Origin of the sequence: Enterobacter sp. V87_3 (genome assembly GCF_029967835.1) — a bacterium.
GTDB lineage: Bacteria > Pseudomonadota > Gammaproteobacteria > Enterobacterales > Enterobacteriaceae > Enterobacter > Enterobacter cancerogenus.
On sequence record NZ_JASCAM010000013.1, the window covers coordinates 189,905 to 202,398 of the forward strand.

Consider the following 12,494-nt stretch of genomic DNA (forward strand, 5'->3'; position numbering starts at 1 on the left):
TTAAGTTAAGACTTGGTTTGTTCTGACTGGCCACCGGCTGCGGCTTGCTGTTTATCGTCAGATTTGACTTCCTGCGCTTTCACCTGCGCGCCAGGACGTACTTTTTGCAAACCAGTAATAATCACGCGATCACCCGCTTTCAGGCCATCCGTTACAAGCCACTTGTCGCCAATCGCCTGCGTGGCGGTGATATTGCGTGTTTCTACTTTGTCATCAGCACCGACAACCAGTGCGCTCGCATCGCCGCGCGGCGTACGGGTCACACCCTGCTGTGGTACCAGCAGCGCATTAGGATTGGTCCCTTCTTCCAGACGGGCGCGCACGAACATACCTGGCAGCAGATTTTTGTCAGGGTTCGGGAAAATCGCACGTAAGGTGATGGACCCGGTGGTCTGGTCGACGGTCACATCAGAAAATTCCAGTGTGCCTGCCTGCGGGAACTTGATACCGTCATTGGACACCAGCTCCACTTTGGCTTTGCCGTTTTCCTGTTTCAGCGTGCCGTTAGCCAGCTCTTGCTTCAGGCGCAGGAAATCGTTGCTGGACTGCGTGACGTCAACGTAGATCGGATCAAGCTGCTGCACCGTTGCCAGCGCATTGGTTTGACCGTTCTGCACCAGCGCCCCTTCCGTGACGGAAGATTTACCAATGCGACCGCTGATAGGGGAGGTCACTTTGGTATAGGCGAGGTTGATACGTGCCGTCTCAACGGCCGCTTTGGCCGCTACAACGGCCGCGTTCGTCTGCTGCGCATCGGCCAGGGCTGTGTCGTAATCCTGTTGGCTGATGTACTGCGTGCCGAGCAGCTTTTTGTAGCGGTTCAACGTCAGCTGAGAGATCTTGGCTGCTGCTTCTGCTTTCGCCAGATCGCCTTTTGCGCTCTCATAAGACGCCTGATAGGTTGCTGGATCAATCTGATACAGAGACTCACCTGCTTTCACGTCACCGCCTTCGGTGAAGTTACGTTTCAGGATGATGCCGCTTACCTGTGGACGCACTTCCGCAATACGGTAAGCGCTGGTTCGGCCCGGTAATTCGGTGGTCATCTGCAGAGGTTCGGATTTGAGCGTCACGACACCCACTTCTGGCATCTGCTGAGCTCCTTGTTCTGCCTGTTTGTCGTCACATCCTGTAAGCGCTAAGCTGCCTGAGAGCATCAGAACGACCGCCAGAGGCGTTAACCCTCTGTTTTTGTTCATATGTAAACCTCGAGTGTCCGATTTCAAATTGATCAAGGGTCCTGAGTTTAAAAACCCATTGCTGCGTTTATATTATCGTCATGCTATGGTACATACATTCACAAATGTATGTAAATCTGACTCCTGTAAATTCACTGACGTATGGCACGAAAAACCAAACAACAAGCGCTGGAAACCCGACAACACATTCTTGATGTGGCAATGCGTTTGTTTTCACAGCAGGGTGTTTCGTCAACCTCGCTGGCGCAGATTGCTCAGGCCGCGGGCGTCACGCGGGGAGCGATTTACTGGCATTTTAAAGACAAGTCAGATCTGTTCGGTGAAATCTGGGAGCTATCAGAGTCCAGCATTAGCGATCTTGAGACTGAGTATCGGGCAAAATTCCCCGACGATCCACTCTCAGTATTAAGAGAGATATTAGTATATATCCTTGAAGCAACGGTAGTTGAAGAGCGCCGTCGCCTGATGATGGAGATCATTTTTCACAAATGTGAATTTGTTGGCGAAATGGCCGTTGTCCAGCAGGCGCAGCGCAGCCTGTGTCTGGAGAGCTATGACCGCATAGAATACACGTTAAATCAATGCATGCAGGCAAAATTGTTGCCCGCCAATTTACTGACCCGCCGCGCGGCGATCCTGATGCGCAGCTATATTTCCGGGCTGATGGAAAACTGGCTTTTCGCGCCCCAGTCTTTTGACCTGAAAGCGGAAGCGCGCAGCTACGTCGCCATCCTGCTTGAAATGTGCCAGTACTGCCCAACGCTTCGCGACGATTCCGTACCGTTGTCTGCCTGAACCCTTCAGCCGTATTCTGCGCGGGAGTGAGAATGTTCGCGCTATTCTGCGTCTGACGGGCGTGATATCCTTCACGCAGGACTATTTTCGGTCATCCTCAGACATCATATTCATGACTATGCTGCACACCTATCGCTCGCAAAACGCTGTTATTGCTTTACTTTTTTCCATCCTGATTTTTTTCACGGTTGCGCCTTTCGCGCATGCTCGTGCAGACAATTCCAGTGATATTCCGACGCGTGCCGACATTCAGTCGCAGCTGGAAACCCTCAACAAACAAAAAGAGTTATCGCCTCAGGAGAAGCTCGTTCAGGGCGATCTGACGGAGACGCTGGAAACGCTGGACAAAATCGAGCGCGTCAAAGCCGAAACGACCCAGCTGCGTCAGAAAGTGGCGCAGGCACCGGACAACATGCGCAAAGCGATGGATGCCCTGAGTGCGCTGAGCGACGTGGATAACGATGACGAAACCCGCAAAACGCTCGCCTCGCTCTCACTACGTCAGCTTGAATCGCGTGTGGCGCAGCTGCTGGACGACCTGCAAACGGCGCAGTCCGATCTCTCGACCTATAACAGCCAGCTTGTCTCGCTGCAAACCCAGCCTGAGCGCGTGCAAAATGCGATGTATTCCGCCTCGCAACAGCTGCAGGAGATCCGCAACCGTCTGAACGGCACCACCGTGGGCGAAGGGGCGCTGCGTCCCACTCAGCAAACGCTGCTGCTCATCCAGCAGAATTTGCTTAACGCGGAGATTGAACAGCAGCGTAAAAGCCTGGAAGGGAACACGGTGCTGCAGGACACCCTGCAAAAACAGCGAGATTACGTCACGGCCAATATCAACCGCCTTGAACACCAGCTCCAGCTGCTGCAGGAAGCGGTGAACAGCAAGCGCCTGACGCTGACGGAAAAAACGGCGCAGGAGGCGGTATCGCCAGACGAAACGGCCCGCATCCAGGAAAATCCTCTGGTGAAGCAAGAGCTGGAGATTAACCATCAGCTCAGCCAGCGCCTGATTGAGGCAACCGAGAGCGGCAACACGCTGGTGCAGCAAAATATCCGAGTCAAAAACTGGCTCGATCGCGCCCTGCAGGCCGAACGTAACATCAAAGAGCAGATCGCAGTGCTGAAAGGCAGCCTTCTGCTCTCGCGTATTCTCTACCAGCAACAGCAGACGCTGCCCTCCGCCGACGAGCTGGAGGACATGACCAACCGCATCGCCGATTTACGTCTGGAGCAGTTTGACGTGAACCAGCAGCGCGACGCGCTTTTCCAGAGCGATGCGTTCGTCGCCAAAGTGGAAGAAGGGCACTCCGCAGAAGTTAACGGCGAAGTACACGATGCGCTGTTGCAGGTGGTGGATATGCGCCGCGAGCTGCTCGACCAGCTCAACAAACAGCTTGGCAATCAGCTGATGATGGCCATCAACCTGCAAATTAACCAGCAGCAACTGGTGAGCGTTTCGAAAAACCTGCAGGAGATTTTGACCCAGCAGATTTTCTGGGTGAACAGCAACAAACCGATGGACTGGGAGTGGGTTAAATCCTTCCCGGAAAGCCTGAAGACCCAGATCAAGAGCATAAAAATTACCGTCAACTGGGAGAAAGCCTGGCCCGCGGTGATGATTGCTTTCCTGGCGGGGTTGCCGTTGCTGCTGATTGCCGGATTAATTCGCTGGCGTCTGGGCTGGCTGAAAAAATACCAGGCGAAGCTCGCATCCGAAGTGGGGCAACTGCGCAATGACAGCCAGCTGCACACCCCGAAAGCTATCCTGATTGACCTTATCCGCGCGCTGCCGGTCTGCCTGCTGATTCTAGCGGCCGGGCTGATCCTGCTCACCATGCAGCTCAATATCAGCGACCTGCTGTGGGCATTCAGCAAAAAGCTGGCGCTGTTCTGGCTGGTGTTTGGCCTGTGCTGGAAGGTGCTGGAAAAAGACGGCGTGGCGGTGCGTCACTTCAACATGCCGGAGGCGCTTACCAGCCACTGGCGTCGCCAGATTGTGCGCATCAGCCTTGCGCTGCTGCCGCTGCACTTCTGGTCGGTCCTGGCCGAGCTTTCCCCGCTTCATCTGATGGATGATGTGCTGGGGCAGTTGGTCATCATGCTTAACCTGCTGCTGATTGCCGTTCTGATGTGGCCGATGTGCCGCGACAGCTGGCGCGATAAAGAGTCGCACAACCTGCGTCTGGTCACCGTCACGGTGCTGGCGATTATTCCGCTGGCGCTGATGGTGCTGACGGCGACGGGCTACTTCTACACCACGCTGCGCCTGTCGGGCCGCTGGATTGAAACGGTGTATCTGGTGATTCTCTGGAACCTGCTGTTCCAGACCGTGCTGCGTGGCCTGAGCGTGGCGGCGCGGCGTATCGCCTACCGTCGTGCTATCGCCCGTCGCCAGCATCAGGTGAAGGAGGGGGCGGAAGGCGCTGAACCGCAGGAAGAACCGACCATCGCGCTGGAGCAGGTTAACCAGCAGACCATGCGTATTACCATGCTGGTGATGGTAGCGTTGTTTGCAGTGATGTTCTGGGCCATCTGGTCTGATTTGATCACCGTGTTTGCCTATCTCGACAGCATCACGCTCTGGCAGTACAACGCGACCGAGGCCGGCGCCACGGTGATGAAGAGTGTGACCATGGGCAGCCTGCTCTTTGCGCTGGTTTCGCTGGTTATCGCCTGGGCCTTGATTCGTAACCTGCCGGGATTGCTGGAGGTGCTGGTCCTGTCGCGGCTCAACCTGCGTCAGGGGGCATCGTATGCCATCACTACCATCCTCAACTACGTGATCATCATCGTGGGTGCCATGACCGTCTTCGGCTCCCTGGGGGTGGCGTGGGATAAACTGCAGTGGCTGGCAGCGGCGCTCTCGGTCGGTCTGGGCTTTGGTTTGCAGGAGATCTTCGGTAACTTCGTCTCCGGCCTGATTATCCTGTTTGAACGTCCGGTGCGCATTGGCGATACCGTCACCATCGGCACCTTCTCCGGTACCGTCAGTAAGATCCGTATCCGTGCGACCACCATCACCGACTTCGATCGCAAAGAGGTGATTATCCCGAACAAAGCGTTCGTGACCGAGCGACTGATCAACTGGTCACTCTCCGATACCACCACCCGCGTGGTGATCCGCCTCGGCGTGGCCTACGGATCCGATCTGGATAAAGTGAAAGAGGTGCTGCTGAAAGCGGCGGCCGATCATCCGAAAGTGATGCACGATCCTGCGCCGGCGGTATTCTTCACCACTTTCGGGCCGAGCACGCTGGACCACGAGCTGCGTCTGTACGTGCGCGAACTGCGCGATCGCAGCTACACCGTGGACGAACTGAACCGCGCCATCGATCGCCTGTGCCGTGAAAACGACATTAATATCGCCTTCAACCAGCTTGAGGTTCACCTGCGCAATGAAAAAGGTGAGGAATATACGGAAGTGAAGCGCGAGATGAAGGGGGACGACCCCACTCCCGCTTAACATCTGCTGATGTTTTCCCCCTCTCCCTCAGGGAGAGGGCCGGGGTGAGGGTAATTTTCCCTCAAAATCCCGCTTAACAATCTCCAGCGCCTTCAGCACCGTCTCTGCCGGAATAGCGTGATCCTCCAGCAGCATAATCAAATCCACGGCCAGCTTGACCTCATCGGGTGCATTTTCGAGTGACATGTCCTGCTCCTGTTAGCGGGTCAACCGTTCAATGACGCGTTCAATCTCGTCCAGCGCCTGACGACAGCGGACGATACGCCCTTCCAGCGCGGTAATTTCGCGCATCAATAACTGCTGTTCTTCAAGCGTTTCGGCGGCGTTAAGCCGCGTCTCGCGCTCGCGTTTCATCTCAAACAGACGGCGCTCGAACTCCTGGTTCTCCAGCCGCTTGCGCTGCCATTTTCCGAGGCCCGGGGAGGCGGTGTCCCAGACGCGCAGCGGCCAGGCGGCAATTTCACGGTGCAGGGCGGTGATCTGCTCGGTAAGATGCGCCGCAAGCCAGGCCACCTGTTCCTGCTGCCCGCTCTCTACAGCGTGGCGCAGCTCGTCGAGATGGGTCTGGGATTCCGCGAGATAATCCTGAATTAAAGTGCTGCGGGTACGAAAGAGCTGCCTGTCAAAGCGCGGCTTCAGCGTGGCATGGCCCATCAGCGGCGTGGCCTGAGCCCGTAGGGCCGTCAGCTGATTTTGCAGCGTCTCCAGAAGCAAGGCTGTTTTCAATACGCTCTCCAGTGGTAAAGTAGCCGTTCAGTTTGATAACGATTCGCATTATGCAGCGTACTATTTTAATCATCATTGGCTGGCTCGCGGTAGTCCTCGGCACGCTGGGCGTGGTCTTGCCCTTGCTCCCGACAACGCCGTTTATCCTGCTGGCGGCCTGGTGCTTCGCCCGCTCGTCGCCGCGCTTTCACCACTGGCTGCTGTATCGCTCGTGGTTTGGCGGCTATCTGCGTCACTGGCAACAGCACCGTGCGATGCCGCCCGGGGCCAAGCCGCGCGCGATTGCGGTCATTCTTGTTACCTTCGCCATTTCACTGTGGCTGGTCAACATGCTGTGGGTGCGCATCCTGCTACTGGCGATCCTCACCTGCCTGCTGATCTTTATGTGGCGGATCCCCGTGGTTGATGAAAAGCAACAAAAGCACTGAACCCTTATCCTGGCTGTTGCAATTATTGTCCGCAGCCAGTAAATTCGACCGTTTTCGAGCACAGGCACGCCTGGTTAAAGGTTAAACAATTGTTACCTTGACCGACTCTCTGCGCGCCGTGAGTAACACTGTTTCATTTAGGCACAAACCGATGACCGCAACTGCACAGCAGCTTGAATATCTGAAAAACAGCATCAAAAGTATCCAGGATTATCCAAAGCCTGGCATTCTTTTCCGCGATGTCACCAGCTTGCTGGAAGACCCGAAAGCGTATGCGCTCAGCATTGAACTGCTGGTCGAACGTTATAAAAACGCCGGGATCACCAAAGTCGTAGGGACTGAAGCCCGTGGCTTCCTGTTTGGCGCACCGGTTGCGCTGGCGATGGGCGTAGGCTTTGTGCCGGTACGTAAGCCGCGCAAACTGCCGCGTGAAACGATCGCAGAAAGCTACGAACTGGAATACGGCACCGATCAGCTGGAAATCCACGTCGATGCTATCAAGCTCGGCGATAAAGTGCTGGTGGTGGACGATCTGCTGGCAACCGGTGGCACCATCGAAGCAACCGTGAAGCTGATCCGTCGTCTGGGTGGGGAAGTGACCGACGCGGCCTTCATCATCAACCTGTTCGATCTGGGTGGCGAACAGCGCCTGGAAAAACAGGGCATTACCAGCTATTGCCTGGTGCCTTTCCCGGGTCATTAATCCCGGTTCTCACAGCCTCGCTCAATGGGTGAGGTTGTGATAGCATTCCCCTCCATAAATCCACCTTCCAGCGTTGCAGAGCCTGCCCATGAGTTATCAGGTGTTAGCCCGTAAATGGCGACCACAAACCTTTGCTGACGTTGTCGGTCAGGAACATGTGCTGACGGCCCTGGCGAACGGCTTGTCGCTAGGTCGCATCCATCACGCCTATCTTTTTTCCGGCACCCGCGGCGTCGGTAAAACCTCTATTGCCCGTCTGCTGGCAAAAGGACTGAACTGCGAAACCGGGATCACCGCCACGCCGTGCGGCGTGTGCGATAACTGCCGTGAAATCGAGCAGGGACGTTTTGTCGATCTGATCGAAATCGACGCTGCCTCGCGCACGAAAGTCGAAGATACGCGCGATCTGCTGGACAACGTCCAGTACGCACCGGCGCGCGGTCGCTTCAAGGTCTACCTGATCGATGAAGTGCACATGCTGTCGCGCCACAGCTTTAACGCCCTGCTGAAAACGCTGGAAGAGCCGCCTGCGCATGTGAAATTCCTGCTGGCGACCACCGATCCGCAAAAGCTGCCGGTGACGATCCTGTCCCGCTGCCTGCAGTTCCACCTGAAGGCGCTGGACGTTGAACAGATCCGCGCCCAGCTCGAACACATTCTCGACGAAGAGAAGATCGTCCACGAGCCTCGCGCCCTGCAGCTGCTGGCGCGTGCGGCGGACGGCAGCCTGCGCGATGCATTAAGCCTTACCGACCAGGCGATTGCCAGCGGTGATGGCAAACTCTCGACCGACGCGGTCAGCACCATGCTCGGCACGCTGGACGACGATCAGGCGCTGTCTCTCATCGAGGCGATGATTGCCGCCAACGGCGAACGCGTTATGTCGCTGGTGAACGAAGCCGCCGCGCGTGGCGTGGAGTGGGAATCGCTGCTGGTGGAGATGCTCGGCCTGCTGCACCGTGTGGCCATGCTGCAACTTTCTCCGTCGGCCATCGGGGCGGACATGGCGACCATCGAACAGCGGATGCGCGAGCTGGCTCGCACCGTGCCGCCTGCCGATGTCCAGCTGTACTACCAGACGCTGCTGATTGGCCGTAAAGAGCTGCCGTTCGCGCCGGACCGCCGCATGGGCGTTGAAATGACGCTGCTCCGTGCGCTGGCGTTTCACCCGCGCATGCCGCTGCCGGAGCTGGACGTTCCGCGGCAGTCCTTTGCGCCCGTTGCCCCTACCGCGGTGATGTCGCCGCAGCAGGTGCCCCCGCAGCCGACGCCGCCGCCGCAAAACGTGCCGCTGTCGGATGCCACCAGTTCGGTACTTGCCGCCCGCAGCCAGTTGCAGCGCGCGCAGGGAGTAACCAAACCAAAAAAGAGTGAACCGGCAGCGCCTTCAAGAGCGCGGCCGGTGAACAACGCCGCGCTTGAACGACTGGCCTCGGTAACGGAGCGCGTTCAGTCGCGCCCTGTGCCGTCCGCGCTCGAGCAGAAAGCCCCGGTGAAAGAAGAGGCTTACCGCTGGAAAGCAACCACGATCGTGCAAGAGGTCAAGGTTGAGGTTGCCACGCCGAAAGCGCTGAAAAAGGCGCTGGAGCACGAAAAAACGCCGGAGCTTTCCGCGAAGCTCGCCGAAGAATCCATTGAGCGCGACGCCTGGGCCGCCGAGGTCAGCAAACTGCAGCTGCCGAAGCTGGTAGAGCAGGTCGCGCTGAACGCCTGGAAAGAGCAGGACGGCAATCAGGTGCGTCTGCATCTGCGTCCTGGTCAACGCCACCTCAATTCCCCTGGCGCGCAAAAAGCGCTGGCGGAAGCGCTCAGCGCATTACAGGGATCGTCGGTTGAATTGACTATCATTGAAGATGATAATCCGGCAGTAAAAACGCCGCTGGAGTGGCGACAGGCAATTTATGAAGAGAAGCTCGCGCAGGCGCGCGAGTCGATTGTTGCGGATAACAACATCCAGACCCTGCGCCGGTTCTTCGACGCGGACCTGGATGAAGAGAGTATTCGCCCCATTTGATCGTGAGTCTGACTTACGGTTTTAATCATTAATCGTGAAAGAGAGAGAAGCCTATGTTTGGTGGAAAAGGCGGTCTGGGTGGCCTGATGAAGCAGGCTCAGCAGATGCAGGAAAAAATGCAGAAGATGCAGGAAGAGATCGCTCAGCTGGAAGTCACGGGTGAATCTGGCGCAGGTCTGGTCAAAGTGACCATCAACGGTGCGCACAACTGCCGCCGCGTTGAAATCGACCCAAGCCTGCTCGAAGACGACAAAGAGATGCTGGAAGATCTGGTGGCAGCTGCGTTTAACGATGCTGCGCGCCGTATCGACGAGACTCAGAAAGAGAAAATGGCCTCTGTTTCCAGCGGTATGCAATTGCCGCCGGGCTTCAAGATGCCATTCTGATGCAAACCAGTCCGCTGCTCACGCAGTTAATGGAAGCGCTGCGCTGCCTGCCGGGCGTTGGCCCGAAGTCGGCCCAGCGCATGGCGTTCACGCTCCTGCAGCGCGACCGCAGCGGCGGGATGCGCCTGGCGCAGGCTCTGACCCGCGCCATGTCGGAAATTGGTCACTGTGCGGACTGCCGTACTTTTACCGAGCAGGACGTGTGTAACATCTGTACGAACCCACGTCGTCAGGAAAATGGTCAGATTTGCGTGGTGGAGAGTCCGGCGGACATCTACGCCATTGAGCAAACCGGGCAGTTCTCTGGCCGCTATTTCGTGCTGATGGGCCATCTTTCCCCGCTGGACGGAATTGGCCCGGACGATATCGGTCTGGACAGGCTCGAACAGCGTCTTGAATCGGAAACGATCAAAGAGGTGATCCTCGCCACCAACCCAACGGTGGAAGGCGAGGCAACCGCTAACTATATTGCCGAGCTGTGCGGGCAGTATGGCGTTGACGCCAGCCGTATCGCCCACGGCGTGCCGGTGGGCGGTGAGCTGGAGATGGTCGATGGCACCACGCTGTCGCACTCTCTGGCCGGTCGTCACAAGATTAATTTCTGACCAAACGGAGGCGGCGTTCGCCGCCTTCGCTTGAAAATTCCCCCCCTTATCCCCATCTCTGACTCAACGTTTTTACAACCCCATTAAATGGCATTGTTGAGGTCGACTTAGATGAAAGGACAAGAAACCCGCGGTTTCCAGTCAGAAGTAAAACAGCTTCTGCACCTGATGATCCATTCCCTGTATTCCAATAAAGAAATCTTCCTGCGTGAGCTGATTTCCAACGCCTCGGATGCGGCGGACAAGCTGCGCTTCCGCGCGCTGTCCAACCCGGACCTGTACGAGGGCGACGGCGAACTGCGCGTGCGCGTCTCGTTCAACAAAGAGAACCGTACCCTGACCATCGCCGATAACGGCATCGGGATGAACCGTGACGAGGTGATCGACCATCTCGGGACCATCGCCAAATCCGGTACCAAAGCGTTCCTGGAGTCCATGGGCTCCGATCAGGCGAAAGACAGCCAGCTGATCGGCCAGTTCGGCGTGGGCTTCTACTCGGCGTTCATCGTGGCGGATAAAGTCACCGTGCGCACCCGCGCGGCAGGCGAAAGCGCTGAAAACGGCGTGCTCTGGGAATCTAAAGGCGAAGGCGAGTACACCGTTGACGACATTACCAAAGCGGATCGCGGCACCGAGATCACCCTGCACCTGCGCGAAGGCGAAGATGATTTCCTGAACGACTGGCGCGTGCGCTCGATCATCAGCAAATATTCCGATCACATCGCGCTGCCGGTTGAGATTGAAAAGCAGGAAGAGAAAGACGGTGAAACCGTTGTCTCCTGGGAAAAAATCAACAAGGCGCAGGCGCTGTGGACGCGCAACAAGTCTGAAATTAAAGACGACGAGTACAACGAGTTTTACAAGCACATCGCCCACGACTTTACCGATCCGCTGACCTGGAGCCACAACCGCGTAGAAGGGAAGCAGGAGTACACCAGCCTGCTGTATATCCCGGCGCAGGCACCGTGGGATATGTGGAACCGCGATCACAAGCACGGCCTGAAGCTGTACGTGCAGCGCGTATTCATCATGGACGACGCCGAGCAGTTCATGCCGAACTACCTGCGCTTCACCCGTGGTCTGATTGACTCCAACGACCTGCCGCTGAACGTCTCCCGTGAGATCCTGCAGGACAGCACTGTGACCCGCAACCTGCGTAACGCGCTGACCAAACGTACGCTGCAGATGCTGGAAAAACTGGCGAAAGACGACGCGGAAAAATACCAGACCTTCTGGAAACAGTTCGGCCTGGTGCTGAAAGAAGGCCCGGCGGAAGACACCGCCAACGTTGAAACGATCGCTAAACTGCTGCGATTTGCTTCCACGCATAACGACTCCTCCGCGCAGACCGTGTCGCTGGAAGAGTACGTCTCCCGCATGAAGGAAGGGCAGGAGAAGATCTACTACATCACCGCCGACAGCTACGCCGCAGCGAAGAGCAGCCCGCACCTGGAGCTGCTGCGTAAGAAAGGCATCGAAGTTCTGCTGCTGTCTGACCGCATCGACGAATGGATGATGAACTACCTGACCGAGTTCGACGGTAAATCCTTCCAGTCCGTTGCGAAAGCTGACGAGTCTATCGACAAGCTGGCAGATGAAGTGGACGAAAGCGCGAAAGAAGCGGAGAAAGCGCTGGAGCCGTTCATTGAGCGCGTGAAAACTTTCCTGGGCGATCGCGTCAAAGAGGTGCGCTTTACCCACCGCCTGACCGACACCCCGGCGATTGTCACCACCGACGCCGACGAAATGGGTACCCAGATGGCAAAACTGTTCGCGGCAGCGGGCCAGGCGATGCCGGAAGTGAAATATATCTTCGAGCTGAACCCGGATCACCCGCTGGTGAAACGCGCGGCGGATACCCAGGACGAAGCACGCTTTGCCGAGTGGGTTGAGCTTCTGCTGGATCAATCCCTGCTGGCTGAACGCGGTACGCTGGAAGATCCTAACCTGTTCATTAAACGTGTGAATGCGCTGCTGCTGGCGTAACAATTTCCCTCACCCCCGCCCTCTCCCACAGGGAGAGGGTGTAAAAGTTTCCTCTCCCTGTGGGAGAGGGGTAGGGTGAGGGCAACAGACCACACTCCGCCAAATAATCTCCCCCGTTAACCGTTTCAGCCGTCCCGCCTTCCTTGAGCCACATCCGTTCTGATGGTATTGTTTAGCGTTTTTGAA

Annotated in this window: 11 protein-coding genes and 1 other annotated feature; of the genes, 8 read left to right on the plus strand and 3 right to left on the minus strand. The window is 57.0% G+C overall.

Going from position 1 to position 12,494, the window contains the following annotated elements:
- Nucleotides 1-5 precede the first annotated feature (5 nt).
- A complete protein-coding gene (acrA, locus tag QLG21_RS05965; protein ID WP_006176941.1) occupies nt 6-1,199 on the minus strand; it encodes a multidrug efflux RND transporter periplasmic adaptor subunit AcrA in 1,194 nt (397 codons plus the stop codon).
- A 141-nt stretch (nt 1,200-1,340) separates the two neighbouring features.
- Here acrA and acrR point away from each other — a divergent pair, with 141 nt between their 5' ends.
- Both acrR and mscK read left to right on the plus strand, forming a co-directional pair.
- A complete protein-coding gene (gene acrR, locus QLG21_RS05970; RefSeq protein WP_006176942.1) occupies nt 1,341-1,994 on the plus strand; it encodes a multidrug efflux transporter transcriptional repressor AcrR in 654 nt (217 codons plus the stop codon).
- 118 nt (nt 1,995-2,112) lie between these two features.
- Complete coding sequence (gene mscK, locus QLG21_RS05975; RefSeq protein WP_282484071.1) at nt 2,113-5,460, plus strand: mechanosensitive channel MscK; 3,348 nt, start codon at nt 2,113-2,115, stop codon at nt 5,458-5,460.
- A 27-nt stretch (nt 5,461-5,487) separates the two neighbouring features.
- Here the strand turns inward: mscK and rsmS are convergent, their stop codons facing one another.
- A complete protein-coding gene (gene rsmS / locus QLG21_RS05980) occupies nt 5,488-5,646 on the minus strand; it encodes a pleiotropic regulatory protein RsmS (RefSeq protein ID WP_088207828.1) in 159 nt (52 codons plus the stop codon).
- Between the two features lie 12 nt (nt 5,647-5,658).
- On the minus strand, nt 5,659-6,186 hold the full coding sequence (gene priC / locus QLG21_RS05985; protein WP_006176945.1) for a primosomal replication protein N'': 528 nt from the start codon (nt 6,184-6,186) through the stop codon (nt 5,659-5,661).
- A 50-nt stretch (nt 6,187-6,236) separates the two neighbouring features.
- On the opposite strand from priC, the gene QLG21_RS05990 reads away from it, so the two are divergent.
- The 6 genes from QLG21_RS05990 (at nt 6,237) to htpG (ending at nt 12,308) form a co-directional block, all read left to right on the plus strand.
- Nucleotides 6,237-6,614 carry a DUF454 family protein gene (locus QLG21_RS05990; RefSeq protein WP_006176946.1) on the plus strand — a complete coding sequence of 126 codons (378 nt, stop codon included), beginning with the start codon at nt 6,237-6,239 and terminating at the stop codon, nt 6,612-6,614.
- A gap of 151 nt (nt 6,615-6,765) precedes the next feature.
- The gene (gene apt / locus QLG21_RS05995; RefSeq protein WP_282484053.1) at nt 6,766-7,317 is read left to right on the plus strand and encodes an adenine phosphoribosyltransferase; all 552 of its coding nucleotides are present in this window, start codon (nt 6,766-6,768) and stop codon (nt 7,315-7,317) included.
- Nucleotides 7,318-7,405: 88 nt separating this feature from the next.
- Entirely contained in the window at nt 7,406-9,331 is a 1,926-nt protein-coding gene (dnaX, locus tag QLG21_RS06000) for a DNA polymerase III subunit gamma/tau (protein ID WP_282484054.1), read from the plus strand.
- Nucleotides 8,661-8,725 (plus strand) — a sequence feature (DnaX frameshifting element). Its footprint overlaps the gene before it by 65 nt.
- A gap of 53 nt (nt 9,332-9,384) precedes the next feature.
- On the plus strand, nt 9,385-9,717 hold the full coding sequence (locus QLG21_RS06005; RefSeq protein WP_003858972.1) for a YbaB/EbfC family nucleoid-associated protein: 333 nt from the start codon (nt 9,385-9,387) through the stop codon (nt 9,715-9,717).
- The gene (gene recR / locus QLG21_RS06010) at nt 9,717-10,322 is read left to right on the plus strand and encodes a recombination mediator RecR (RefSeq protein WP_006176950.1); all 606 of its coding nucleotides are present in this window, start codon (nt 9,717-9,719) and stop codon (nt 10,320-10,322) included. Before QLG21_RS06005 ends, recR begins: the two co-directional genes overlap by 1 nt.
- A 111-nt stretch (nt 10,323-10,433) precedes the next feature.
- Complete coding sequence (gene htpG, locus QLG21_RS06015; RefSeq protein ID WP_137271698.1) at nt 10,434-12,308, plus strand: molecular chaperone HtpG; 1,875 nt, start codon at nt 10,434-10,436, stop codon at nt 12,306-12,308.
- The last annotated feature ends 186 nt before the right edge of the window (nt 12,309-12,494 follow it).